Annotated in this window: 23 protein-coding genes; 16 read left to right on the forward strand and 7 right to left on the reverse strand. The window is 72.0% G+C overall.

The annotated features are described in order from the left end of the window. Nucleotides 1-608: 608 nt before the first annotated feature. From ABT053_RS04875 to gnd, 5 genes are all read left to right on the forward strand, one after another. Nucleotides 609-1,340, forward strand: a complete 732-nt coding sequence (locus ABT053_RS04875) for an ABC transporter ATP-binding protein (RefSeq protein ID WP_350967540.1) — start codon at nt 609-611, stop codon at nt 1,338-1,340. Next, entirely contained in the window at nt 1,337-2,155 is an 819-nt protein-coding gene (locus ABT053_RS04880) for an ABC transporter permease (RefSeq protein WP_350967541.1), read from the forward strand. Before ABT053_RS04875 ends, ABT053_RS04880 begins: the two co-directional genes overlap by 4 nt. A 201-nt stretch (nt 2,156-2,356) precedes the next feature. Continuing rightward, complete coding sequence (locus ABT053_RS04885) at nt 2,357-3,679, forward strand: glycosyltransferase family 4 protein (protein WP_350967542.1); 1,323 nt, start codon at nt 2,357-2,359, stop codon at nt 3,677-3,679. A gap of 66 nt (nt 3,680-3,745) precedes the next feature. Then, the gene (locus ABT053_RS04890; protein ID WP_350967543.1) at nt 3,746-5,464 is read left to right on the forward strand and encodes a serine/threonine-protein kinase; all 1,719 of its coding nucleotides are present in this window, start codon (nt 3,746-3,748) and stop codon (nt 5,462-5,464) included. Between the two features lie 300 nt (nt 5,465-5,764). Then, a complete protein-coding gene (gene gnd, locus ABT053_RS04895; protein ID WP_350967544.1) occupies nt 5,765-7,195 on the forward strand; it encodes an NADP-dependent phosphogluconate dehydrogenase in 1,431 nt (476 codons plus the stop codon). A gap of 40 nt (nt 7,196-7,235) precedes the next feature. On the opposite strand, the gene ABT053_RS04900 is transcribed toward gnd, so the two are convergent. Then, complete coding sequence (locus tag ABT053_RS04900) at nt 7,236-7,841, reverse strand: TetR/AcrR family transcriptional regulator (RefSeq protein WP_350967545.1); 606 nt, start codon at nt 7,839-7,841, stop codon at nt 7,236-7,238. Between the two features lie 222 nt (nt 7,842-8,063). Here ABT053_RS04900 and ABT053_RS04905 point away from each other — a divergent pair, with 222 nt between their 5' ends. The 5 genes from ABT053_RS04905 (at nt 8,064) to ABT053_RS04925 (ending at nt 13,346) form a co-directional block, all read left to right on the forward strand. Next, complete coding sequence (locus tag ABT053_RS04905; protein ID WP_350967546.1) at nt 8,064-8,840, forward strand: hypothetical protein; 777 nt, start codon at nt 8,064-8,066, stop codon at nt 8,838-8,840. Between the two features lie 28 nt (nt 8,841-8,868). After that, nucleotides 8,869-9,996 (forward strand): hypothetical protein, encoded by a 1,128-nt coding sequence (locus tag ABT053_RS04910; RefSeq protein ID WP_350967547.1) that lies wholly within the window; start codon nt 8,869-8,871, stop codon nt 9,994-9,996. After that, a complete protein-coding gene (locus ABT053_RS04915; RefSeq protein WP_350967548.1) occupies nt 9,993-10,307 on the forward strand; it encodes a hypothetical protein in 315 nt (104 codons plus the stop codon). The genes ABT053_RS04910 and ABT053_RS04915 overlap by 4 nt, the downstream gene beginning before the upstream one ends. After that, on the forward strand, nt 10,304-11,773 hold the full coding sequence (locus tag ABT053_RS04920) for a hypothetical protein (RefSeq protein WP_350967549.1): 1,470 nt from the start codon (nt 10,304-10,306) through the stop codon (nt 11,771-11,773). Before ABT053_RS04915 ends, ABT053_RS04920 begins: the two co-directional genes overlap by 4 nt. Before the next feature lie 277 nt (nt 11,774-12,050). Further along, complete coding sequence (locus ABT053_RS04925; protein ID WP_350967550.1) at nt 12,051-13,346, forward strand: AAA family ATPase; 1,296 nt, start codon at nt 12,051-12,053, stop codon at nt 13,344-13,346. 16 nt (nt 13,347-13,362) lie between these two features. Here ABT053_RS04925 and ABT053_RS04930 read toward each other — a convergent pair whose 3' ends face one another. Beyond that, entirely contained in the window at nt 13,363-14,424 is a 1,062-nt protein-coding gene (locus ABT053_RS04930; protein ID WP_350967551.1) for a helix-turn-helix transcriptional regulator, read from the reverse strand. A 102-nt stretch (nt 14,425-14,526) separates the two neighbouring features. Between ABT053_RS04930 and ABT053_RS04935 the strand changes: the two genes are divergently transcribed. Continuing rightward, complete coding sequence (locus ABT053_RS04935; RefSeq protein WP_350967552.1) at nt 14,527-15,888, forward strand: MFS transporter; 1,362 nt, start codon at nt 14,527-14,529, stop codon at nt 15,886-15,888. Nucleotides 15,889-15,948: 60 nt separating this feature from the next. On the opposite strand, the gene ABT053_RS04940 is transcribed toward ABT053_RS04935, so the two are convergent. Both ABT053_RS04940 and ABT053_RS04945 read right to left on the reverse strand, forming a co-directional pair. Then, on the reverse strand, nt 15,949-16,905 hold the full coding sequence (locus tag ABT053_RS04940) for a GNAT family N-acetyltransferase (protein ID WP_350967553.1): 957 nt from the start codon (nt 16,903-16,905) through the stop codon (nt 15,949-15,951). A gap of 328 nt (nt 16,906-17,233) precedes the next feature. Continuing rightward, a complete protein-coding gene (locus tag ABT053_RS04945; protein ID WP_350967554.1) occupies nt 17,234-18,811 on the reverse strand; it encodes an MDR family MFS transporter in 1,578 nt (525 codons plus the stop codon). 115 nt (nt 18,812-18,926) lie between these two features. Here ABT053_RS04945 and ABT053_RS04950 point away from each other — a divergent pair, with 115 nt between their 5' ends. From ABT053_RS04950 to ABT053_RS04965, 4 genes are all read left to right on the forward strand, one after another. Next, the gene (locus tag ABT053_RS04950) at nt 18,927-19,478 is read left to right on the forward strand and encodes a TetR/AcrR family transcriptional regulator (protein ID WP_350967555.1); all 552 of its coding nucleotides are present in this window, start codon (nt 18,927-18,929) and stop codon (nt 19,476-19,478) included. Continuing rightward, nucleotides 19,475-19,792: a DUF4031 domain-containing protein gene (locus tag ABT053_RS04955; protein WP_350967556.1), complete on the forward strand. Its 318-nt coding sequence runs from the start codon at nt 19,475-19,477 to the stop codon at nt 19,790-19,792. Before ABT053_RS04950 ends, ABT053_RS04955 begins: the two co-directional genes overlap by 4 nt. 32 nt (nt 19,793-19,824) lie before the next feature. Next, complete coding sequence (locus ABT053_RS04960; protein ID WP_350967557.1) at nt 19,825-20,370, forward strand: type 1 glutamine amidotransferase domain-containing protein; 546 nt, start codon at nt 19,825-19,827, stop codon at nt 20,368-20,370. A 396-nt stretch (nt 20,371-20,766) separates the two neighbouring features. Then, complete coding sequence (locus ABT053_RS04965) at nt 20,767-21,294, forward strand: ATP-binding protein (RefSeq protein WP_350967558.1); 528 nt, start codon at nt 20,767-20,769, stop codon at nt 21,292-21,294. On the opposite strand, the gene ABT053_RS04970 is transcribed toward ABT053_RS04965, so the two are convergent. Genes ABT053_RS04970 through ABT053_RS04980 form a run of 3 tightly spaced genes read right to left on the reverse strand, consistent with a single transcriptional unit; the run spans nt 21,181 to nt 23,882 of the window. Further along, the gene (locus tag ABT053_RS04970) at nt 21,181-22,623 is read right to left on the reverse strand and encodes a WS/DGAT/MGAT family O-acyltransferase (protein WP_350967559.1); all 1,443 of its coding nucleotides are present in this window, start codon (nt 22,621-22,623) and stop codon (nt 21,181-21,183) included. The genes ABT053_RS04965 and ABT053_RS04970 overlap by 114 nt on opposite strands. A gap of 3 nt (nt 22,624-22,626) precedes the next feature. Further along, nucleotides 22,627-22,785 carry a hypothetical protein gene (locus ABT053_RS04975; protein ID WP_350967560.1) on the reverse strand — a complete coding sequence of 53 codons (159 nt, stop codon included), beginning with the start codon at nt 22,783-22,785 and terminating at the stop codon, nt 22,627-22,629. A gap of 29 nt (nt 22,786-22,814) precedes the next feature. Continuing rightward, a complete protein-coding gene (locus ABT053_RS04980; RefSeq protein ID WP_350967561.1) occupies nt 22,815-23,882 on the reverse strand; it encodes a PucR family transcriptional regulator in 1,068 nt (355 codons plus the stop codon). 208 nt (nt 23,883-24,090) lie between these two features. Here ABT053_RS04980 and glyA point away from each other — a divergent pair, with 208 nt between their 5' ends. Then, complete coding sequence (gene glyA, locus ABT053_RS04985; protein ID WP_350967562.1) at nt 24,091-25,398, forward strand: serine hydroxymethyltransferase; 1,308 nt, start codon at nt 24,091-24,093, stop codon at nt 25,396-25,398. The last annotated feature ends 178 nt before the right edge of the window (nt 25,399-25,576 follow it).

A 25,576-nucleotide genomic window follows, 5' to 3' on the forward strand; every position in this document is an offset into this window, starting at 1 on the left:
TTAAGCACGCCGCCAGCGTTCGTCCTGAGCCAGGATCAAACTCTCCAAACAATGTCTGAACAGTTCCTCACCCAGCTGAAAGCACCCACAAAAGCGGGTGTCATCAACCAAAGGAATCCATCCCCCACACCACAAGGCGTGGTGGGACGGGGTTGTGCTTCATGCACTGGCTTTTAACACACTGTTGAGTTCTCAAGAAACGGACGCGTACACCATCACCCTGAACCCGGCCAACCAGCCGAGCAGAACTCCGGGGCGTTCGTTTTGTTTTATTCTGTTCTTTCGTTGTGCCTTTATTCTTTCAGGCCCGCTTTTTCGTGTCAAACCGACCCGATCCGGCTTACCTGTTTCAGAATTTACAGCCTCCCCTTTCGGGGCAACCCGTCTAACCTACTTGATCGTCCGATTCGTGTCGAATCAGACCCCTTTGGGGACAAAGATCCCGTAAGGAAGAAGATCGTCAGAGAGGGTTCCGAGGCCCCGGCGTCGCCGCCGTCTCCCTCGGGTCTGGTGAACTTTATGAACCACGACCCGCATCGTCAAATCAACCGCGCCACCCGTGGGAAAACCGATTGCCCGGAGGGGGCGGCGGACCGCACGCTGACGTGGTGGTGATTCTTGAGGCCGTGGCGCTGGCGAAGAGGTTCGGTTCGGTGTCCGCCGTCCGGGAGGTGAGTCTCACCGTCGGCACGGGCGAGATCGTCGGGCTGCTCGGCCCCAACGGCGCGGGCAAGTCGACGACCCTGCACATGCTTCTCGGCCTGATCACGCCCGACAGCGGCAGCATCCACATGTTCGGCCTGGACCTCACCAGGAACCGGACCGAGGTGCTCAGCCAGATCAACTTCGCCGCGAGCTACGTCGACCTTCCCGGCGTCCTGCACGTACGCGAGGTCCTCGACACCTTCGCCCGCCTGTACGGCGTACGGAAGCCGAGGGCCCGGGTGGAGGAGGTCATCGAGCTGCTGGACCTCGGCCCGCTGCGCAGGCGCCGCGTGATGGAGCTCTCCTCCGGCCAGCGCACCCGCGTGCAGCTGGCCAAGGCCCTGATCAACGAACCGAGCCTGCTCATCCTGGACGAACCCACCGCCAACCTCGACCCCGACGCCGGTGACCGGATCCGCCAGCTGCTCGTCCGGGTGGCCGCCGAGAGCGGGCGCGCGATGCTCATCACGTCCCACAACATGCAGGAGGTGGAGCGGATGTGTCACCGCATCCATTTCATGTCCGAAGGCCGGATCGTGGCCAGCGGGAGCACCACCGAGCTCACCGACGTCTACGGCGCGGAGGATCTGGAGGAGGTCTTCCTCAAGGTGGCCCGATCGGTGGCGCGCTCATGACGATGACCCTCCCCCCGCTCAGCATGGCCGCGCGCAGGCAGCGGATCAGCGGCGTCGTCTTCCGCGACCTGGCGGCGCTGCGGCGCAGCCCGGTCCGGATGTTCGAGATCGTCTTCTGGCCCACGATCGAGCTCTTCGTCTGGGGCTTCGTGACGCTGTTCCTGCAGTCGCAGCGCGTGCCGTTCATCGCCGCCTTCCTCCTCGGCGCGGTCCTGCTGTGGCAGGTGCTCCAGAAGGCGAGCAACGAGATCTCGATAGCCTTCCTTGAGGACATCTGGAGCAGGAATTTACTGAATGTCCAGGTGAGCCCGCTCTCCAATGTCGAGTACGTGGTCGGGCTGATCGTGTTCTCGTTCGGCAAGGTCGTCTTCGCCATCGCGATCATGTCGGGGCTGGCGCTCGCCCTCTACGGCTTCGGCATCACGAGCCTGGGGGCGGGGATGGTGCCGTTCATGGCACTGCTGCTGGTGATGGGCTGGTCGCTCGGCCTGGTGGGAATCTGCGCGGTGCTGCGCTTCGGCGAGAACGCCCAGGTGATCGCCTGGTCGCTGGTCTTCGTGGTGCAGCCGCTGGCGGGCATCTTCTACCCCGTCGAAACCCTTCCCGGCCCGCTCCAGGCCATCGCGGGGTTCATGCCCGCGACCCACGTCTTCACGGGCATGCGGACCGTGCTGAACGGCGGTGCCGTGCCCTGGGAGAGCCTCGCCTGGGCGGCGCTGCTGGACGTCGTCTACCTCGCCGCCACGCTCGGCCTGTTCGCGTGGGCGCTGCGCCACGCCCGCGTACGCGGACGGCTCTCCCGCTTCGGCGAGTGACGGGCCACGAAAAAATCGCGAGCAGAACCGCGAGCGGAACGGCCGGGGAAACGGCCGTGGAGCAAGAGCTCCGGGAGGACGAACAGCTCGCCGTACGGTGACCATGATGTCGTGACCCGCGCGCTTCGGGGAAAGCGACTCCGGGGAAGGTAACGAGCACGGGAGGGAGAGACCGGCGAGGGGGCTCCCAGCATGTCGGGGATGTCGGGGATGTTGGCGAGGGTACGGCGGAAGGCACGCGAGGCGGCGGGGCGCGCGGCGCTCCGTTCGCTGCGGGCCCTCAACGCGAGGCGGGCGCGGCGTGCCCCGGCGCCCGACACCCGAACGGTCCGCATCCTGCTGCAGCACGCGTACGGGATGGGCGGCACGATCAGGACGGTGCTCAACCTGGCGGGGCACCTGGCGCGCGAGCGTGACGTGGAGATCGTCAGCGTGGTCCGGACGGCGAAGGAGCCGTTCTTCCCCATCCCGCCGGGCGTGCGGGTGTCGTTCCTCGACGACAGGACCGGGCGGCGGGGTCCGGTGGCGCGGCTGCTGTCGCGGCTGCCGAGCGTCCTGATCCCGAGGCAGGAGAACGTCCACCGGGCGGTCTCGCTCCGGACGGACCTGCTCATGGTGCGCTACCTGCGGTCCATGCGCTCCGGCGTGCTGATCTCCACCCGGCCGGGGTTCAACCTGGTCACCGCGCTGTTCGCGCCGCCGGGCGTCATCACCGTCGGCCAGGAGCACGTGGCCCTCGGCGTGCACGCGCCGGAGGTCGTCCGGCTCATCAAGCGGCGCTACGGCAGGCTGGACGCGTTCGTCACCCTCACCCGGACGGACCTGGAGCACTACCGCAGGGCGCTGAAGGTTCCCCCGGGACGGCTGCTGCGCATTCCGAACGCCGTGCCCGCGCTCGCCGGTGGCATCTCGGAGCTGGACGAGAAGGTGGTGATCGCCGTCGGCAGGATGGTGCACGCCAAGGGCTTCGACCTGCTGGTCAAGGCGTGGAAGCCGGTGTCGGGGGCGCATCCCGACTGGGTGCTGCGCCTCTACGGGCGCGGCAGGCCCGAGGCCGAGCGGAGGCTCCGCGACAGGATCGAGGAGGCCGGGCTGTCGGACACGATGCTGCTCATGGGCAGCTCACCGGAGATCGGCCTGGAGCTGGCCAGGTCGTCCGTCTACGTCGTCAGCTCGCGCTACGAGGGGTTCGGCATGACGATCCTGGAGGCGATGAGCAAGGGCGTGCCGGTGGTGAGCTTCGACTGCCCGCACGGCCCCAAGGAGGTGATCGTCCACGGGCACAACGGGCTGCTGGTCCCGGGGAGGAGGCCCGCGGCGCTCGCGGAGGCGCTCAGCCGGTTGATCGAGGACCGGGAGCTGCGCCGCGAGCTCGGCGCGAACGCGGTGCTCACGGCCTCCGGCTACGGCCTCGACACCATCGGCGCCCGCTGGGACGCGCTGCTGGAGGAACTCGGCGAGGAAGTCGGCGAGGGACTCAGCGAGGGACTCAGCGACGGGCGCCGTCTCTCTGACCAGGTATAAGGGGATACACACCCAGTCAGCGGATCAAATTCCGGTAATCTGCCGCTCGTCTTCAGGAGGTGGCAGGTGACCGGATCGGGCGCCTTTGCGGTACCGGGCTATGAGGTGTCCGGGGTGCTCGGCCAGGGCGGCTTCGGGATCGTCTACCGGGCCAGGCAGCTGGCGGTGGAGCGCGAGGTCGCGCTCAAGGTGGACAACCGGGTGCTGGTCTCCGAGCGGGACCGGCGCCGTTTCATGCGCGAGGTGACCTCGGCGGGCGCCCTCTCCGGCCATCCGCACGTCGCCCACGTCTACGACGCGGGGGTCCTGCCCGACGGCCGGCCGTACATGGTCCTGGAGCTGTGTCCGGGCGGGTCCCTGCTGGACCGGATGCGGGCCGAGAAGCGGCTGCCGCCGGCCGAGGTCGCCGACATCGGCATCCGGATCGCCGACGCGCTGTCGGCCGCGCACGCCGCCGGGGTGCTGCACCGCGACATCAAGCCCGCCAACATCCTGATCAACCGGTACGGCAACGTGGTGCTCTCCGACTTCGGGCTCGCCACCATGCCGTCGTCGGGCAGCGAGGCGTCGGTGACCCGGGAGTCCCTCACCCCGGCCTACGCCCCGCCCGAGGCGTTCGAGCTGACCGAACCCGCCGCCGCGGGCGACGTCTACTCCCTCGCCGCCACGCTGTACGCGCTGCTCTCCGGACGCCCGCCGCGCTTCCCCGAGAGCGGCGTGGTCAACATCGCGGTCATCATGGCCCTGCACCGCCTGCCCGTCCCCGAGATCCCGGGGGTGCCGCCGGAGCTGACCGCCGTGCTCAGGGAGGCGATGGCCACCGACCCGGCGCGGCGTACCCCGTCGGTGGCCGCGCTGCGCGACGCCCTCACGGACCTGCGCCTGGAGGGGGCCTTCCCGGCTCGCCGGCCCCTCACCCCGCGTCCGGCCGCCCCTTCCCGGGGTCCTGGCGCGGGCGCGGGTCCGGCTTCCGCGCCGCCGTACGCGGAGGCCTCGTACGCGTCGCCGTACGGACCCCCCTCGGCGCGGGGCGGTCCTGGCGGTCCTGGCGGGCCTCGCGGTGAGGTGGTGCGGTCGCACATGACGTCGCCGGGGCTGAAGGGGCTCTCCGGTACCCAGTCGCCCGCGACGGCCTCCGCGCATCCCTCCTCGTCGAACGTGCGGATCTTCATCGCGGTGGCCGTGGCCTTCGCGATCCTGCTGATGGCCGGGGTCGGGCTCATGTACATCGAGAACCGCGACCAGACCCCGTCCACCGGGCAGCCGTCCGGCTCGCGGGCCCTCCAGAGCTCCGGCGCCCTCCAGAGCGGCGGGGACGGGAGCGCGGCCCCGCAGGGGGACGCGTCCGCGGCTCGCGGGGTTCCGGAGGTCGCCACCGTCACGGCCGCCTGTCCCGCCGCCGGGGTGGCGGGCGCGGGGGCCGCGTGCGTGGCGGAGCCCGAGTGCTGGGGCGGTCTCGTCGTGATCGCGGGCGACGCCACGGCCAAGCGGATCGGCTGCGAGGAGTCCCACTCGTGGGAGACGTTCGCGATCGCCCCGCTGCCCCAGGACTCCCTCACCTACGACGCGGCGGCCCTGGAGAGGCATCCGACGGTGAGGAAGGTGTGCACGGCGCGGATCATGCTCGCCTCCCGGTACGGCGACGCCCGCGGGGTCGGGCAGGCCAGGTGGCGCAGCACGGTTCTGCCGCCCTCGAAGGAGCAGTTCCAGGGCGGCGCGCGGACCTATCGCTGCCTGGGCGGGATCCTCGGCTCGGAGGCTCCGGGAACCCTGTTCCGCCGCTGATCCGCGGCTGTTTATCCGCTGATTCGCCGCCGATCCTCCAGGGAGATTCCGGGGATCGCGTTCCGCCGCTCCTCCGGGGAGCCTTCGGGCATCTCACGGCTTCGCGCCGGGCTTCCGGGCCCCGGTTCCACCCCTGCCCCCGGGGGCCCGCGGCTCCGCGCCGGGCGTGGAAACCTCGTGGGGGCGGGCGGTCCGTGGATCCGCGCGGTGCCGGGGGGCTCTCCCCCGGGCCCTCTTGGCGGCTTTGATCGGTGGTGGGTGCAGACTGGCATTCTTGGACACGACAAAGGAGTGTCAGAGATGACTCAGGCTCAGATCGGTGTGACAGGACTGGCCGTGATGGGGGCGAACCTCGCCCGCAACCTTGCCAGGCACGGACACTCGGTAGCGGTACACAACAGGTCCTCGCACAGGACCAAGGCACTGATCGAGGAACACGGGGACGAGGGAACCTTTGTCCCCTGCGAGACTCCCGAGGAGTTCGTCGCGGCGCTGGAGCGACCCCGGCGCATTTTGATCATGGTCAAGGCGGGTGCGCCGACCGACGCGGTGATCGAGGAGTTCGCCCCCCTGCTGGAGCCGGGCGACATGCTCGTGGACGGCGGGAACGCGCACTTCCTGGACACGCGCCGGCGCGAGGCCGCGCTGCGCGAGCGCGGCCTGCACTTCGTCGGCGCGGGGGTTTCCGGCGGCGAGGAGGGCGCGCTGCTCGGGCCGAGCATCATGCCCGGCGGCTCGCCGGAGTCGTACCAGGCGCTGGGCCCGTTGCTGGAGGACATCGCGGCGAAGGTGGACGGCGTGCCCTGCTGCACGCACATCGGCCCCGACGGCGCCGGGCACTTCGTGAAGATGGTGCACAACGGCATCGAGTACGCCGACATGCAGCTCATCGCCGAGGCCTACGACCTGCTCAGGCAGGGGCTCGGCCGGACCCCGGCGGAGCTCGCGGACATCTTCGCGGAGTGGAACGAGGGTGAGCTGTCCTCGTACCTGATCGAGATCACCGCCGAGGTGCTGCGCCAGGTCGACGCGGCGACGGGCGAGCCGCTCGTCGACGTGATCGCCGACCGGGCGGAGCAGAAGGGCACCGGCCGGTGGACGGTGCAGATCGCGCTGGACCTGGGCGTTCCGGTGAGCGGCATCGCCGAGGCGGTGTTCGCCCGCTCCCTGTCCGGCCACGCGGACCTGCGCGCCGCCGCGCGCGGCCTGCCGGGCCCGTCGGGCGTGCCCGCGGGGGCCGTCGGCGAGGAGTTCGCCGAGGACGTGCGGCGGGCGCTGTACGCCTCGAAGATCGTCGCCTACGCCCAGGGGTTCGACCAGCTCAGGGTCGGCAGCGCCGAGTACGGCTGGGACCTCGACCTCGGGGCGCTGGCCACGATCTGGCGGGGCGGCTGCATCATCCGGGCCGTCTTCCTCGACCGCATCCGCGAGGCGTACGCGGCGCAGGACAAGCCGGTCACGCTGCTCGCGGCCCCCTACTTCGCCGACGCGCTCACCCTGGCTCAGGACTCGTGGCGGCGGGTGGTGTCGAAGGCCGCCGAGCTGGGCATCCCGGCGCCGGGCTTCTCGACCGCGCTGGCCTACTACGACGGGCTGCGCGCCGAGCGCCTGCCCGCGGCCCTGATCCAGGGCCAGCGTGACTTCTTCGGCGCGCACACCTACGAGCGGGTGGACCGCGAGGGTTCCTTCCACACGCTGTGGTCGGCCGGCCGCACGGAGGTCGAGGGCTAGTCCGGGTCCCGCCCCGCCCTCCTGTCCGGCGCCTCGTGGTTCAGGGGAGTTCGGGGAGCAGGGCGAACGCGTGGTCGGCGGCGGCGACGGCCGACGGGTGTGTCCCGTCGGCCGTCGCCCCCGCGACCAGGGCCAGCCAGTTGCGCCGGGCCAGCACCCGCTGCGCGGCGAGGACCTGACCGGCGACGAGCAGCGCGGTGAGCTCGTCGGTGTCCTCGGCGAGCGCGGCGGCGAGTGCCTCCTCGTCGAGGGCCATGTAGTGGAGCACCCGGGCCGCGAGACCGGCCGTGGAGAAGACCATCCGGTGGTAGGCGAGCACCTGGGGATGGTCGTTGAGCCCCGTCACGGGATCGCGCCGGTCGAGCCCGTCCAGGAAGTGCCGGTGCAGCGCCGCCAGCGGGGTCTCGCCCGCCTCGCGCCCGCGGACGACCCGGGCGGCCTCCCCCTGGTGGTCGGAGATCCGGTGCAGGACGAGGTCCTCCTTGGTCGGGAAGTATTTGAACAGGGTCGGCTTGGAGACCCCGGCCGCCGCCGCCACCTCCGCGACCGGCACCTCGTCGAACCCGCGCTCCAGGAAGAGCCCGATCGCCGCCGCCGAGATCGCCTCGTGGACCTGCCGCCTCTTGCGTTCCCGGAGTCCTGTCACGCGTTCCAACCTAACAGGGACACAACCCGGTCAATATCTTGACCAGGTTAAGGTTTTGGGGAGCGGGAACGCGACGTCGGTCCAGCGAGTCCGCGCCCCAAACATCAGTTTCGTATTAAATGTCCCTTTCGCCGGTTATTGCTTTTCAATAATGCGCACTTTAATGCTGGAATTGGCTGGAATTCAGGGGAGGCTGGTGGAACTCCTGTTACGCTCCGAGCCGTGAGTGATCCACTGGACGCGCTGGAACGGCGGATAGCCGAACTCCGCGCCGAGGTGCGACGGGCGGTCAAGGCGCGGGAGAACTCGCTCGCCCGGTCGCTGCGCGGGGATCTGCGCAGGGCCGAGCAGGCGTGGGACGCGGCGGTGGCCTCCAATGTCCCGGCGGCGCCCCACGAGCCCGAGACCTCGCTGCTGCCCATCAGGGAGCAGGTGCACCAGGCACTGACCCTGCTGGGCGTGCCGACCCCGGCCAAGCTGATCGTGGCGGTGAACGACGCCTTCTTCTCCCGCGAGCTGCGCGGCTCCCAGCTGACCAGCCTGCGGCGCGACGAGGAGCGCTCGTTCCGCGGTGACCCCTACGCCAGGCCGTACTACCTGTGCGCCGCGCTGACCGACCGGCTCTCCCCCGCCCGGGGGCTGCTCGCCGACAGCACGTGGCCGCCCGAGCTGCGGGTGCTGGGACCGCTGAGCCCGCGCGTCGACTTCCTCACCTCGGCCGTACGCGTCGCCGAGCAGCTGACCCGGCTGGCGGAGCCGCCCCCGGGGGCGGTGCGGCTGCTGTCGCGGATGGCGCAGAACATCCCGGGGGCCGTCGAGGGATTCGCCCCGGCCGACCCGGTGACCGCGATCCGCGCGGCGCGGGCCGAGCTGGAGGTCCACCTGTCCGCCGACTCCGCGCAGCGGGCCGAGGTGGCGGCACGGGCGACGAGGCAACTACCGGACGTGGAGCGCCTGTTCGGCGCCACCGCGATGAACACCTTGAGGGGGGCCTGTTGAAGACCAGGCTGGACGGGGAGACCGGCTCATGACCAAGCTCAGGGAGAGGTCCTTCCCGAACAGGCTTGACGAGCTGCGCGGGCCGATGCCGTCCCACCCGCACGACGCGCGGGCCATCGCGGCGCTCGCCGCCAACCCCGGCTGCGCGCGCCGGGCGCTGATGGACGCCGCGGGTGTCGACAAGGACCTCACGGCCCGGCACGTGGGCTTCCCCGCGCCGTTCGGCCAGTCCCAGTTCGCGATCAGCCGCGGAAACGTGTTCGAGGCGCTGGTGAAGGAGAACGGCTGCGCCGAGCTGCTGCGGCTGCTGCGCGAGCTGCTCGGCCTCACCGTCGCCCAGGTCGGCTACCGGGACGTGGAGAGCGTCGGCTCCCACCTGCGCCACTCGCACACCCGGGCGCTGATCGACCGCGCGGCGCGCGAGGACGACGGGACCGCGGTGTTCTACGACCACCCGCTGTTCAGCCTGGAGATCGCCGGGCACACCTCCTACCTGGAGCCGGACGTGGTGGCCTTCCAGATCGGGGGGCGCTTCCACATCGTCGAGATCAAGTCGTTCAGCGTGATCGACGGCCAGGCCGAGCCTGACAAGGTCGCGGCGGCGGCGCGGCAGGCCGCGGTCTACGTCCTGGCGCTGCGCACCCTCATGGCCGACCTCGGCCACGACCCGCTGCGCGTCTCCCACGACGTGGTCCTCGTCTGCCCGGAGAACTTCGCCAACCGCCCGGCGGCGGCACTCGTCGACGTGCGCAAGCACCTCTCGGTCCTCACCCGCCAGCTCGCCCGGATGACCAGGGTCGAGCACCTGCTGGAGGGCCTGCCCGGCGACCTCACCTTCGACCTGGCCCCCGGCGAGGACGGCGTGCCGACCCGCTCGGCGGAGGAGCTGGCCCGGGCGCTGCTCCAGGTGCCCGCCCGCTACGCGCCCGACTGCCTGTCCACCTGCGACATGTGCATGTTCTGCCGTCACGAGGCGCGCGCCTGCGGGTCCAGCGACCTGCTCGGGCGCCAGGTACGCGACCAGCTGGGCGGCGTCTCCGGCATGGACGAGGCGCTCGGCCTGGCCGAGGGCACCCGCGAACCGGCCGCGGGCCAGGAGGAGATCGCCCGCCTGCTCCGGCTGGCGAACCGGCTGCGCGAGGAGTCACTGCGGTGAGGACGGGCACACCGGCCGCGCGAGACGTCACCGCGACGGGAACCGGCACACCCGCCGTACGGGACATCAGCGTGGGGACCGGCGCACCGGTCGCGCGAGACGCCCTCGCGGCGGGAACCGCCGCACCGGCCACGCGAGACGTCACCGTGGGGGCAACCGGCGCACCCGCCGTACGGGACATCACCGCGGGGACCGGCGCACCGGTCGCGCGAGACGCCCTCGCGGCGGGAACCGTCACACCGGCCGTACGGGATGTCAGCGTGACGTGGACCGGCGCATCGGCCGTGCGGCGGGCGGGGGGCGGCGGGTGAGCACGTTGACGGCGCTGGCGCAGTTGCGGGCCGTCAGGGACGGCGTCGCGCAGCGGATCACCACGGTCCGGCACTGCCACATCTCCGCCCAGCCGATGGTGCTCATCCCGCTCAAGCTCGCGGGCGAGGCCGCCGCGCCGCTGGCCGCGATGGTGGGCACCGACCCGGGCCACCCCCGGCTGCTCGTCGTCCCCCAGCCCCGCAACCGGGACCTGCGGTTCGCCTTCGCCGCCGGGCTGGCCGAGGTGCTGCTGCCGTACATCGAGGGGTTCGAGAAGAGCACCGAGACGGTCGAGCGCAGGGGCGGCGATCCGTACGAGCGGTGCCTGGACGCGCCGCAGATCCTGGTGCCGAACCGGCCCGCGGCCTCGTTCGCCGGGCTGCTCGGCCGGTCCACCCGGTTCCGCCGGGCCGACGGCCCCTACCCGGTGCATCCCTCGGTGCCGTTGCTCGGCCGGTGGCTGACCTACTTCGGCGACCGGTCGCGGCAGCCGGGCTCCTCGGTGCTGCTCGCGGCCACCGAGGCGCTGAGCCTGCACTGGGCGACCGGGCAGAGCAACCTGGAGAACGCCAACCTGGCGGCGCTGCTGGGGTGGATCGATCCGCCGCCGGGGATGTCCGGGCGCCGGGCGGCCGAGGAGGCCGAGGACCCGCTGCTGTGGCCCCCGGCCGGTCCCGCCACCGACCCCGGCTTCGACAACGAGGTGCTCGGCCCCGCGATACGCGCCTACGAGGAGGCGCCGACCGATCGTGCCGTCGACCGGATCGGCCAGGCGCTGCGTACCCAGCTCGAACCCACCTGGCGGCTGATGTGGCGGAGCGTGGACCTGCTGCGTTCCCTGCCCGAGGGGTCGCGGGTGAAGGACCGCTGGGAGATCGACCGCGGGTCGTTCACCCGGTTCGTCGAGCGGATCGCCGAGGGCGGGCCGCCCCAGGCGCGCAGGGACGGGGCGGTCGGCGCCGCCGCGCGGCTGGCGGGGCTGGAACGGGCGCGGGCGAGCTACGACGTGCAGCGGGCCCACGACGACCCGCTGCTCATGGCCGAGTACCGGCTGAGCGGCGAGGCCTTCGCCGGGACGGTGACGGCCGCCGACCCCCAGCACAGCGAGGGCGAGGGCCGCTCGCGCAAGCTCCGGCCGCTGATCACGGTACGGACCGGCGACCCGGTGCGGCTCGCCCCGGGCACCACGCTCGGCAGCCCCGACCGGCGCGGCCACGCCGCCGAGATCGTCGAGATCGCGGGCGACGAGATCACCCTCAAGGTCACCAAGGGCATGGGGCGGGGCAGGACACCGGCCCCCGGCTCGGTGCCCGAACCGGGCGAGCGGGTCTCGTACACCTCGCTGACCGACGACTTCCAGTCGTCGGCGGCGCTGCCCGACCCGGAGCAGACGCCCTGGACCCACGGCGGGCCCCCGCAGGAGTACGAGCCCAGCGACGACGACGCGCAGGAGGAATGGCTGTGAGCGTTCACCGGACCCCGTACCGCCGCGCGACACCTCTGGCCTCGCGCGTCCCCGGCGCGCCGGGCCGCGATGGAAACACGGCGGGCACCGGCCACGGGACGAGCCGCGACGGGGACACGGCACGCGCTTCCCGCGCGGCGGGCCGCGACAAGGGCGCGGCACACGCCTGCCACGGGGCGCGCCGTGACGAGAACGCGACACGCGCCTGCCACGGGGCGGGCCGCGACGGGGACACCGCACGCGCTTCCCGTGCGGCGGGCCGTGACGGGGGTGTGGCGTGACCCCGCAGCAGGAGGCGGCGGCCGTGGTGGCGGCCGTGCTGGCCGACCTGCCCCGACACCGCGGCGTGGTCGTGGACTCGCCGCCAGGCGCGGGCAAGTCCACGCTGGTGGTGAGGGCCGCGGGGCACATCGCGGAGACCGGCGAGCCGCTGATGATCGTCGCCCAGACCAACGAGCAGGTCGACGACCTGGTGGAGCGGCTCGCGACCGAGCATCCCGACCTGCCGATCGGCCGCCTGTCGGCGAGCGGCTACATCACGCCCGGCCGTATCCTCGCCCACTCCAACGTCTCGGTCGCGGGCAAGCTGCCCGACCTGGGGGACCCGGCCGTGGTCGTCGCCACCGCCGACAAGTGGGCCTGGATCGGCGACCGCACCTGGCCCTGGGCCATCGTCGACGAGGCGTACCAGATGCGCTCGGACAAGCTGCTGCGCATCGCCTCGCTGTTCGAGCGGGCGCTGTTCGTGGGCGACCCCGGCCAGCTCGACCCGTTCTCGATCGTGGACGGCGACCGCTGGGCGGGCCTGTCGTGGGATCCGGTGCAGAGCGCGGTCTCGGTGCTGCTGCGGCACAACCCCGACCTGCCGGTGCACCGGCTTCCGGTCTCCTGGCGGCTGCCCGCGTCGGCGGCGCCGGTGGTCTCGGAGGCGTTCTACCCGTTCACCGGCTTCCGCGCGGGGACGGGCCCCGGCGACCGGTCACTGGAGTTCACCGTGAACGGCATGCGCACCTCCCACGACCGGGCGCTGGAGGAGGCGGCCGCGTCGGGCTGGGCGCTGTACGAGCTGCCGAGCCGCCACACGGTGCGCACCGACGCGGAGGCCGTGGCGGCGACCGCGATCCTGGCGACGCGGCTGCTCCAGCGGGGCCCGGTCGCGCACTCCGAGCGCGGCAGCCACCCCGTCACGGCCGACCGGATCGCCATCGGCGCCGCGCACCGCGACCAGGTCGCCGCGATCAGGGCCGCGGGGGTGCCGCCGGAGATCACGGTGGACACCGCCAACCGCCTGCAGGGCCGGGAGTACGACGTGACGATCGTGCTCCACCCGCTCTCCGGGCGCCGCGACGCCACCGCGTTCCACCTGGAGTCGGGGCGGCTGTGCGTGCTCACCTCCCGGCACCGCCACGCCTGCGTCGTGGTGGCCAGGGCGGGCATTCCCGAGCTCCTGGACGCCCACCCGTCGTCCGAGCCGGTCCAGCTCGGCGTGCCGGTGAAGTTCCCCGACGGCTGGGAGGCCAACCAGGCGGTGCTGGCCCACCTCTCCAAGCACCGGGTGACGCCGGACGGATGACCCCGGCCGGGGGCGCTCACCCCTCGGCGGTCACCGGGTGGGTGTGGGCGACCGCCGGCGCCTCGGGGTGCGCCCTGATCCAGGCGATGCGCTCCCTGCTCTCGTCGTCCACGGGCAGGTAGACGACCACCCTCGCCTCCGGCGGCGACGCCAGCGCCATGCTGGTCGAGGTGGTGCGGATCTGCCCGACGGTGGAGTGGTGGAAGAGCTTCAGCCGGTTTCCCGGCCTGGCCACGTCGTGGGTGGCCCACATGCGCGCGAACTCGGGACTGGCGGCCGACAGGTCGCGGACGAACCCGGTCCAGGCGGGCTCCCCCAGGTGCCGCCCGAACCCGGCGCGCAGGGTGGCGACCATCTGGGGCAGCTCCCCGGCCCGGTCGACGACCATGCTGCAGCACTCCCGCGTGACGAAGATCTGCCAGAGGGCGTTGCGGGTCGCGACCGGCTGGTCGGCGACGTTGGGGAACAGGGAGGCGTACGCCTCGTTCCAGGCCAGCAGGTCGTAGCGGCCGTTGTAGACGCCGGCGGGAAGCGGGTCGAGCCGGTCGAGGATGACCTGGACCTCGGGCTCCAGGGAGACGCAGGTGTCGGACTCGGGCACGGCGGGCATGTCGGCGAGCCGGTAGAGGTGCTCGCGCTCGGCCGGGTCGAGCCCGAGGGTGCGGGAGACGGCGTCGAGCACCTGCACGCTGGCGTTGATCGGCCGCCCCTGTTCCAGCCAGGTGTACCAGGTCACGCCGACCCCGGCGAGCAGGGCGACCTCCTCGCGGCGCAGGCCGGGGGTGCGGCGGCGCAGCCCCGGCGGCAGTCCCACGGCCTCGGGGGTGATGCGCTCGCGACGGCTGCGCAGGAACGCCCCCAGCTCGGCGCGACGGGTGGCTGGTCCGGTCCCCCGCTGAGCCGGGCCGGGGGCGTCCGGCACCACTCCCCGCCTGCGGTCCGGTGTGCTCGCGGGGATCGCGGAGGGCACCGGGTGCGCCGGGTGCGCCGAGACCGCGAAGGTCGCGGGAGTCGCGGGAGTCGCGGGAGTCGCGGAAGGCATCGCCGAGGTCGCGGGGGTCGCCGGGATCGTCGTCACCCCTTCATGCTGGCCGACGGGCGCGCGGGCTGCCAGGTGCTGGGAGTACCAGGATCGGCAGGCTCTCGTTACTCGTATCCGCGCCGCCCCACAGTCTTCCCCATGACCGTTACATCGGCTCCGGCCGCCCGTACCTCCACCTCCTGGTTGCTGGCGGTGATCCTGGCCGGGCAGTTCATGGCCATCCTGGACGTCTCCATCGTCAACGTCGCCTCCCCCGTGATCCGTGCCGACCTCGGCACGTCTGGGTCGGGCCTGCAAATGATCGTCTCCGGTTACACCATCGCCTACGCCATGTTGCTGATCACCGGTGCCCGGCTGGGTGGCCGCCACGGCGGGCGCCGCCTGTTCCTGTACGGCCTGGCGGGCTTCGCCGCCGCGTCCCTCGCCTGCGGGCTGGCCGTCTCCGCCGGGCAGCTGATCGCCTTCAGGTTCCTCCAGGGCGCGGGAGCCGCCCTGATGGTGCCCCAGGTGCTGAGCATGATCCAGGCGAACTTCACGGGGGCCTCCAGGGCCCGCGCGCTCAGCCTGTACGCCACGGTGATCTCGGGGGCCGCCGTGGTGGGTCAGGTGCTGGGCGGCCTGCTGGTCTCCGCGGACCTGTTCGGCACCTCGTGGCGGCCGGTGTTCCTGGTGAACGTGCCGATCGGGCTCGGCCTGCTCGTGCTGGGCGCGCGGCTGCTGCCGCCCGACGGCCCGTCGCGCCACCGCGCCCTGGACCTGCCCGGCCTGGTCACGCTCTCGCTGACGGTCAGCCTCCTGGTGGTGCCGCTGGTGCTGGGGCACGAGCGGGACTGGCCGCTGTGGGGGTGGGTCGCCATCGCGGCGAGCGTGGCGCTGGCGGGGGTCTTCGTCATGGTCGAGCGGAGGGCCGCCGCGCCGCTGGTGCCCGCGCGGGTGGTCCGGGCGCCGGGGGTGGTCCCGTCGGCGCTGGCGATCTTCGGGGCGATGGCGACCTACGGCGGGTTCCTGCTCACCGTCGCCCTGCACCTGCAGGGGCGGCTGGGAGACAGCCCGCTGGCGGCGGGCCTGGCGTTCGTCCCGGGCGCGGCGGGCTTCGCGATCGCCAGCCTCAACTGGCGCCGCGTCCCCGAACGCCTGCACCGCCGCATGATCATCGCCTCCTTCGGCGTGGCCGGGCTCGGCTACCTGCTCCTGGCGGCGGCGCTGGGCGGCGGGGGGCACGGCCAGCCGCTGCTGACGGTGGCGTTCGCGGTGATCGGGCTGGGGCTCGGCGGGGCGTTCAGCCCGGTGCTCGCGGTGGGGCTGGCCCAGGCCGCCCCCGAGGACGCGCCCGACGTCAGCGGGCTGTTCGTGATGGTGACCCAGCTCGGCCAGGTCGTGGGGGTGGCCACGTTCGGCACGCTCTATCTGGACGGAGGGTCGGTGATAGGCACCGGCGTGGCCCTGGCGGCGACGATCCTGCTCACCGGGGTGTGCGCGCTGCCGCTGCTGCGCCGCTGAGCCCTTCCCGCGGCCCCGTACGGGCTCCCCGTACGGGACCGCGGCCTCGTACGGCGGAGGTCAGATCGTGCGCCGCCAGACGTCGATGGCCAGCACCTGGCGCATGCCCACCGAGAGGTAGAGGTCGAGGGCGGGTGTGCTGTTGTTGGCGTCGACGTGGAGATAGGTGCCGACCCGCCCCCGGCGGGCGTCGTCGGCGAACGCCCCGCGCAGCATGAACCGGCCCAGGCCCCGGCCCCTGAAGGCGGGGAGTACGGCCAGCCTGCGCACGTAGCCGGAGTTCTCGTCGCCGAGGAAGGCGTTGGTGCCCAGCAGCATCGCCACGGGCTCGCCGTCGAGGCGGGCGACCGTCAGCTGCGCCCAGTCGGTGTTGACCGAGGAGTCCAGCTCGGCGTGCCACTCGTCGTAGTCCTTCGGGGTGAACCCGAAGTGGTCGGCGAAACCGGCCTGTTCCACGGCGTGGCCCTGGCGGCGCACCTCCTCGGTGAGCCCGTGGTGCACGGTCATCCCGGCCGGGAGCTCGGGCCGGGGCACCGTCCCCTCGTGGTCGGCGCGGAGCCGGATGAAGCTGGTGGCGGCGGCGAATCCGCGGGCGGCGGCGATGGCGCGCTTGCCGCTGTCCTCCCGGTAGAGGCCGATGTCCACCACGGCCCGGTCGTGGCCGAGCTCGGCGGTGATGCGCCTGGCCCGCTCGGTCACGGTGTCCCAGAGCGGGCCGGTCAGGTCCGGGGTGGCGGGGTGCACGACGACGTCGACGTCGACGTTGTCGCTGCCGCCCTTGCGGCAGGCCCAGGCCCACGCGACCAGCCGCCCGGTCTCGTCGTGGACGAGCCAGCCGTCGGACTCCGTGTCGAAGGAGGAGTCGTTCAGCTGGTCGGCGACGTCGTCCAGGGTCATGTCGGCCTTGCCGATCACCTGGGTGTCGCAGAGCGAGATCAGCTCGTGGATCTCGCGGGCGTCGCCGGCCATCGGCCGCCGGGTGACGTACCCGGCGACGGCGGGGGTGGTTGTCTTCATGTCCCCCAGCGTGGCGGGGACGGCTTGGGGATCGCTGGGTCGGGACTTGGGACCCGCCGCCCGGCCGGGCCCCGGACCCCGATGAACCGGGCGAACGGGCGACCGGGCACCCGGCCCGGAGTCCGGCCGGACGGGCACCGGGACCGGGGTCCGGACCTCGGTCCGATGAGCCGTCCGGCCGCGTACCGGAACCGGGATCCGGGCCCCGAAAACCGATCGGCCCGCGAGCCGGGCACCCGGACCGGGGTCCGGGCCTCGAAAACCGATCGGCTCGCGAACCGAGCCCCCGGACCGGAGTCCGGGGGCTCGGAGCGGTCGGCCGGTCGGGTCAGTCGAGCACCGGGACCGGGGTCTGGGCCTCCTCGGAGGACGACTCGGGCCCGCCGCGCAGCGGGATCTCCTTGATGAAGGCCGCGAGCAGCGGCACCAGGACGGCGAACAGGATCGCCCACCAGAAGACGCCGGAGATGGACTCGGCCAGCGACTCCAGGAAGCCGACCCGCACGTTGGCGGGCAGCTCGTGCAGCGCGGCCGGGTCGAACTGGGCGCCTCCGGAGGCGAGTTGCCCGCCCGCGGCGCCCAGCTTGCTCTCCAGGCTGGAGGTGAGCTGGTTGTTGAAGATCGCGCCGAACAGCGAGACGCCGAACGAGCCGCCGATGGAGCGGAAGAAGGTCGAGGCGCTGCTGGCGACGCCGAGGTCCTTCTGCTCGACGCTGTTCTGGGCGATCAGCATGGTGGTCTGCATCAGGAAGCCCATGCCGAGGCCGAGCACCGCGATGAACACACCCGTCTGCCAGGAGGGGGTGTCGACGCCCATCGTGGAGAGCAGCCACATGCCGAACGCCATGCCCACGCCGCCGAGGATCGGATAGATCTTGTACTTGCCGGTCTGGGTGATGGCGCGGCCGACGAAGAGCGAGACCACCATGGCGGCGCCCATCATCGGGAGCAGCAGCAGGCCGGAGTTGGTGGCGCTCGCCCCCTGGACGGTCTGCTGGAACAGCGGCAGGAAGTTGATCGCGCCGAACATGGCGAAGCCGAGCAGGAAGCCCACGCCCGAGATCAGGCTGAAGTTGCGGTCGCGGAAGACGTTGAGCGGCATGATGGGCTCGGCCACGCGGCGCTCCACCAGGACGAACAGCACCAGCATGACGACGGCGAGCCCCGCCAGGCCGAGGATCTGCCACGATCCCCACGCGTACTCGTTGCCGCCCCAGGTGGTGATCAGGACCAGCGCGGTGATGCCGACCGAGAGCAGGGCCGCGCCCAGCCAGTCGATGCGGTGCTCGGTGCGGAGCTTGGGCAGCTGCAGCTTGACCACGAGCAGGGCCAGGGCGACGAACCCGACGGGCAGGTTCACGTAGAAGGCCCAGCGCCAGTCGAGGTGGTCGGTGATGAACCCGCCGACGAGCGGGCCCGCGATCATGGCGAGGGACATCACGGCGGCCATGATGCCCTGGTACTGGCCGCGCTCGCGGGGCGGGACGAGGTCGCCGATGATCGCCATGGCGTTCACCATCAGGCCTCCGGCCCCCAGGCCCTGGAGCGCGCGGAAGGCGATGAGCTGCGCCATGCCGTTGGAGGGTCCGCCGAGCATCTCGGAGCCGGCCATGCCGCAGAGCGCGGAGCCGACCATGAAGATGACGATGGAGGCGAGGAAGATGCTCTTCCTGCCGTACAGGTCACCGATCTTGCCCCAGATGGGGGTCGAGACGGTGGTGCCGAGCACGTAGGCGGTCACCACCCAGGACAGGTGGGTCAGCCCGCCGAGCTCGCCGACGATGCGGGGCAGCGCGGTGCTGACGATCATGTTGTCGAGCATGGCCAGGACCATCGCGAGCATCAGGCCCGGCAACACCACCATGACCTCGCGACGCCGCGCCGGCGCGGCCGCGGTCTCCTTCACTTTCTTGCCCCCTGTTTTGTGATCTTACTTACTTGCCGACCGGCTAGCGTCGGCTATGCTGGAATTCAAGCCGCTTACTTGCCGGCCGTCAAGTTAATTTCTCGGTAAGGGAACCATGAGGGAACACGCCGACACACGGACGCGCATCCAGGAGATCGCCCTGAAGCTCTTCACCGAGCAGGGCTACGAGGCCACCTCGCTCCGCGAGATCGCGGAGGCCCTCGGCGTGACCAAGGCGGCGCTCTACTACCACTTCAAAACGAAGGACGACATCATCGCCAGCCTGGCGGAGGACCGGGTGCGGGCGATCGAGGGGCTGGTCACCTGGGCCCGAGGCCGGCCGCGCACCGACGAGACGCGCGAGGAGCTGATCCGCCGTTACTCCCACGACCTCTACCGGGGCAGGCACCGCGAGGTCATGCGGTTCTTCGAGCGCAACCAGACCTCGCTCAAGAACCATCCGACGATGGAGAAGACCCGCGAGCGGATGTTCGAGCTGCTGTCCTTCCTCGTCGACCCGGAGGACCCCCTGTCCACCCAGCTGAGGCACTCGATGGCCCTGTTCGCGCTGCACGCCTCGCTGTTCATGCTCAGGGACGACTCGATCACCGACGAGGAGCGCCAGGCCGCCGCCCTGGAGGTCGCGCTCGACCTCGCGCGGCGATGAGCGTCCTCATCGACCCGCCCAACTGGCCGGGTCCGCGCGGCCTGCTCTGGTCACACCTGGTCAGCGACAGCTCGACCGAGGAGCTGCACGCCTTCGCGGAGCTGCTCGGCGTGCCGCGCCGGGCGTTCGACCGCGACCACTACGACGTTCCCGAGACCGTCCACGAGCGGGCCGTCGCGCTGGGCGCCGAGGCCGTGTCCTCGCGCGAGCTCGTCACCCGGCTCATCGCCTCCGGCCTCCGCCGGCGCAAGGTCCACGCCGGGACCGGTAACCCCCGCATGGATCCCGGCGCTCCGGGCATGGCTTCCCTCTGACGACATCACCGCACGTCAACGGAGGAGACGACATGTTGAACGGCAAGACGATCGCGTTCCTCGTGGCTCCGGAGGGCATCGAGCAGGTCGAGCTCACCGAGCCCTGGCAGGCCGTCAAGCAGGCCGGAGGAACGCCCAGGCTCATCTCCACCGAGCGGGGCCGGGTCCAGGGGTTCAACCACCTCGACAGGGCCGACACCTTCCCGGTGGACGCGACGGTCGAGGAGGTCTCCGCCGCCGACTTCGACGGGCTGGTGCTGCCCGGCGGCGTCGCCAACCCCGACTTCCTGCGGACCGTTCCGGAGGCCGTCGGCTTCGCGAAGGGGTTCTTCGACGCGGGCAAGCCGGTCGCGGCCATCTGCCACGCGCCCTGGACCCTGATCGAGGCGGACGTCGTACGCGGCCGCAAGGTCACGTCCTGGCCGAGTCTGCGGACCGACCTGCGCAACGCCGGGGCCACCTGGGAGGACCACGAGGTCGTGATCTGCTCCTCGGGCCCGAACACGCTGATCACCAGCCGCAAGCCCGACGATCTCAAGGCCTTCTGCCAGGCCGCGATGGACGCCTTCTCGGGCTGACGGGCCCGGATCACCGAAACGAAGCGCACCGAAGCGGGGCGGGAGTCTCAGACCCCCGCCCCGCGGTCGTCCCGCACCCGCTCCCGGACCGCACGTCGCCACCGGTCCCTTCTCGTACGGGGGGCGGCGCCGTGAGCCGTGCGCCGCGAAACAGGTACGCCGGTCCGGCACGAGCCACGAGCCGGAGCCGCGAGCCGGAGCCGGACCTGCAAGCCGCGAGCCAGAGCCGAAGCCGAAGCCGCGAGCCGCGAAGAAATCTCCGCACATGCAATCCCCTGTCACGTAGGCGGTATTTTGCCGTCCGTTGCCGTATTCCAGGGACACGATCACCCGACTCCGATTAGGACGGGTCACGCAGGGCAAGGCTTCTACACATCGCTGCGAAAGGAGGGGACTGTGGAGGCCACGATCGCGTTGCGTCTGCCGCGTGACGCCGCGAGTGTTCCCGTGATCAGGCAACTGCTCGACTCCTCGCTCCAGGCCCTGGGCGTGGTGCCGCAGATCCGCGAGGACATCCAGCTCATGCTCTCGGAGGCGTGTTCCAACGTCATCCAGCACGCCACGCCCAGTGACGACTACATGGTCAGCACCGAGCTGTCCAGGGACCGTTGCGTGATCAAGGTGGTGGACGCCGGCAACGGCTTCGACTTCTCGGGGGCCACCTCCCCCTCCCCCACCTCCGAACACGGCCGGGGACTGCTGATCATGCAGGCCCTCGCCGACGACATCCGGTTCGTCAAGAGGCAGGAGCGAGGCTCGATCGTCTGCCTCGAGAAGACCCTGCGCTTCGTCGAGGACGCCCCCGGCCTGTCACTGCTCCTCAACGAGGAACTTGAGCTCAAGGAGGGCGTCCCTGAGATAGTCGGTGACGGTCCACACGTCGGGGACCATCTCCCTGCAGGCGATCACGCCAACGTCAAGTGAGCCGTCGTAGGAGAAGACCGTGATGTTGACGCCGCCGCTGGCGTCGGTCACCACGGAGACGGGGTGGTACGCGAGCAGCCTGGCGCCGCTCACGTAGAGGGGGAGCTGCGGGCCGGGCACGTTGGAGATCACCACGTTGATCGGGCCCGCGCTGCCGGCGAACAGGTTGAAGGCCGCGCGGGAGGCCAGGCCGGTCAGCGCGGAGGGCATCATGTCGCTGAGCTGCTGGAGCCAGCGCGCCGGGGCGAGCGACGAACGGTCCTTGATCAGGCGCATGGCGTCCCGTACCGCGAGCAGCCGTTCCACCGGGTCGGCGATCTGCGTCGCCAGGGTGGTGATCATGATGCTGACCTGGTTGCCCTCGCTCTGGTCGCCGGGGACCCGGAGCGAGAACGGCACCCCCGCGACGAGGGGCTGCTCGGGCAGCGCGTCGTGCTTGAGCAGCCACTGGCGCAGCGCCCCGGCGCACAGGGACATCACCACGTCGTTCACCGTGACGCCGAAGGCGTTCTTGACCAGCTTGACGTCCTCCAGCGGCAGGGTGGTGTAGGCGAACCGCCGGTGCGCGCTGATCCTGCCGCTGAAGGGCGTGCGCGGCACGGTCATGCGGGGCATCGCGGGCACCTCGGCGGCCCCGGACCCGGACAGGTAGGTGGCCAGGTCCCTGGTGAGCCGCGAGACCAGCCCCGCCCCGGGCACCTGGGAGACCAGCGGGATCTCGTCGAGGTGCGGGACGGCGTTGATCAGGAACCGGATCGTGTTGGCCGGGTTGACGACGGCCTTGGCCAGCCCCCTGACGACCATCTCCGTCGCGTCGATCTCCTCCTCGGGCTCGGTCTCGGGCGCCAGCCGGACCTCCTCCGGCTCGGGCGAGGTGTCCAGCAGGCTGGCCAGCACGTCGGCACCGGTGACGCCGTCGACCGCGGCGTGGTGGACCTTCATGTAGAGGGCCGTACGGTCGCCGCGGAGGCCGTGGATCAGGTACATCTCCCAGAGCGGGCGGCGCCGGTCGAGGCGGCGGGCGTGCAGCCTGGCCACCTGCTCGCCCAGCTGCTTGTCACTGCCCGGCCTGGGCAGCGCGATCTCGCGCACGTGGTAGTCGAGGTCGATCCTGGAGTCCTCGGTCCAGTACGGGTGGTCCAGGCCGAGCGGGACGAAGGCGAGCCTCATCCGGAAGGTCGCGGCCAGGTGGAGCCGGTGGGCCAGCAGCGACACCAGGTCGGCGCGCGACAGGTCTCCGGACAGGATGGCGAGCCCGCCGATGTTCGCGACGTTCGTCGAGGTCTCGAAATTCAGGAACTGCGTGTCCACCGCGCTGAGTTGCCGCACCGTCTACCTCCGGGATGTCGTCCTCCCATCCTGCTCCCGTGAGGTCGCCAGAGCCAACGCGGCCAGCCCCAGGAGGACGACCACCGACACGAGGACCAGCGAGAGCGGGATGAGCGTGAGCACGACGACGACGGTCATGATCTCGTTGATCAACTGCAGCACCGGAGAGCTGTGCCCTGATTACCGGGCCGTTACACCGCATTCCAGCGACATAGCTTGAGCGCGAGATGGAGTTCTAACCTGTGGGTTCCGTTCTTGAGGTTGCGGCCGGCCAGCTGCTCGATTCTGGCGAGGCGGTAATAGAGGCTGGTGCGGTGCAGGTGCAGCTGCCTCGCGGTCTCCTGCGCGTCTCCCGCGCTGTCGAGATAGGTCTCCAGGGTGGCGAGGAGCGCCGGGTGCTCACGCAGCGTGTCGAGCGGGCCGCCCGCGCCCGGACGGCCGGTGAGCGGCTCGGCGAGCAGCCGGTAGACGCCGAGGTCCGGCCAGTGGGCGACCGGCCGCAGCGTGCGTTCGGCCGCCGCGGCCCTGGCGGCGGTGAGCGCCTCCTCGTGCGCCCGTACGGCCGACTCCAGCCCCGGGTGCGTCGCGCTGACCCCGGCGCCCACCCGGATCCTGGCGGCGAGCCGCTCCCCCAGCGCGGTCGCGTCCTCGCCGCGGTTCAGCAGCAGCACGGCGTGGCGGTCCAGGATCGTGAAGGCCGGGGGGCGGCGTACCCTGGCCAGCTCGTCGCCGACCGCCTCGCGCAGGCCGTCGGGGTCGCCCCGCAGCGCCAGGATCCGCAGCGGCCCCTCGCCGAGCACGCCCGCCGCGCGCCGCACGCCGATCTCGCCGGTGAGCAGCTGGCTCAGGGTGTGGGAGCTGCCGCCGTCGTCGAGCAGGGCGGCGATCGCGGCGGCGTCGCGCACGGCCCTGTCCCGCTCCTGCGGGCTCAGCGGGCCGTGCCCCTCGATGATCCACAGGTAGCCGACGCGGCGGTCCTGGTGGAGCAGGGGCACGCAGAGCCGGGCCGCCATCCCCAGGCCGGGGTTTCTCGGGACCCGCACCGGATCGCGGGTCGCGGCCACCCCGTGCGCCTCCTGCCAGGCGCTCACCTCCGCGGGGACGGACCGCGAGAGGATGGCCTGGGCCCTGACCTGGTCGACCTCCCCGTGGTGGGCGCTGTGCGCGACGACCCGCCCCTCCAGGTCGTCCACGGACATGCCCCTGCCGATCGCCACGGCCAGCGATTCGAGCAGATCCTGGACGTCATCCGCTATCACGGTCCAATCCTACAGATGTAGGAAGTATCTCCGGCGGCGGAACGATGACTCGATCTGGTGTGAGCCGTAGCGTCGCACTTATTCATTTCGGGGAGTCCGTCTCGCGAGGGGCGGGAAATCCGCCTCGCGAGGGGCGGGGAGTCCGTCTCGTGAGGGGCGGGGAGTCCGTCTCGTGAGAGCCGTCCGATCGCCCGGTGAAAGGAGCCTCGTGGAGGAGCGCAGCCGCGTCGCCCCGTGGGCGCCTCCGAGGGCACAGCTGCGCCTGGCCGAGCTCGAGGCCGAGGTGAACGGGCTGGGGCTCGACGCGGTCACCCGGCTGGTCGACGCGGTGCTGGCCGAGCACCGCGGCCGCCTCGACGAGGACGGCGTGGTGCTGTACGCGGGCACCAACACGATGAGCGCGCGTGCCAGGGCCGCGCACGAGATCTCCCTGGGCTGCCGCCCGTCGATGGGCTGGCCCGGGGAGAAGTACCAGACCGGCCTGGACGAGCTGGACGTGCTGGAGGTGCTCGCCCCGCTCCAGGTCGCGGCGCTGATGGGCGGCGAGTTCGCCGAGGTGCGGCTGCAGAGCGCGACCCTGGCCAACCTCGCCTGCTACAGCGCGTTCACCCGGCCCGGCGACACGATCGCGGTGCTGCCGGAGACCGCCGGGGGCCACGCCAGCCACCACGCCCAGGGCGCCGCCGGGATCCGGGGCCTGCGGGTGGCCGAGCTGCCCTACGACGCCGAACGGCTCGACGTCGACCACGCGGCCCTGCCGGGCTTCCTGCGCGAGCACCGGCCCGCGCTGGTGGTGATCGGCGCGAGCCTGATGCTGTTCCCGTACGACGTCGCGGAGGTGCGGGCGGCGTGCGACGAGGTGGGGGCCCTGCTGGTCTACGACGCCTCGCACGTGGCCGGGCTGATCGCGGGCGGCCGGTTCCAGCGGCCGCTGGCCGAGGGCGCGCACCTGGTGACCATGTCCACCTACACCTCCTTCGGCGGCCCGCCGGGGGCGGCCGTCGTGACCCGCGACGAGGACCTCGCCCGCCAGGTGGCGGCGGCCGCCTATCCCGGCCTGACCGCCAACTACGACGCCTCACGGCTGGCACCGCTGGTCCTGGCCGCCGCCGAGCACGCCGCGGAGGGTTCCGGGTACGCCGACCGCTGCGCCGCCAACGCCGGGGCGATGGCCAGGGCGCTGGACGGCGAGGGTTTCACCATGGCCGCCGCCCACCTGGGCTGGACCGCCTCGCACCACGTGGCGGTGGACGTCACCGCGTTCGGCGGCGGGGACGAGGCCGCCCGTCTGCTGGCCGAGGGCGGCGTCTATCTCAGCGGCGTCCACCTGCCGGGGCAGCCTTCCGGCGAGCCCATGCGGGGCCTGCGGATCGGCACCCAGGAGGTGACCCGCAGAGGCTTCGGCCCGGAGACCATGGGCGAGGTGGCGGTCCTGATGCGCCGCCTGCTCATCGACCGCCAGGCTCCCGCCGCGGTCTACCGGGACGCGGTGGCCCTGCGCCGCACCACCCCATGATCACGGACCGGCCCGCTCGACCCCCGGGGGCCCGCCCCCAGGCGGGCCGGTCCGCCCATCGCCACTCCCCCTGAACTCCCCCTGACAGGCGGGCCGGCCCGCGTCCCCCCTGGCGGACCGGTCCGTCGCCTTCCGCCCCACCCGCGCGCGTCCCCTTCGTCCGGACGGGTCACCTCCC

It is taken from the genome of Streptosporangium sp. NPDC002524, from assembly GCF_040295985.1.
Classification (GTDB): Bacteria; Actinomycetota; Actinomycetes; order Streptosporangiales; family Streptosporangiaceae; genus Streptosporangium.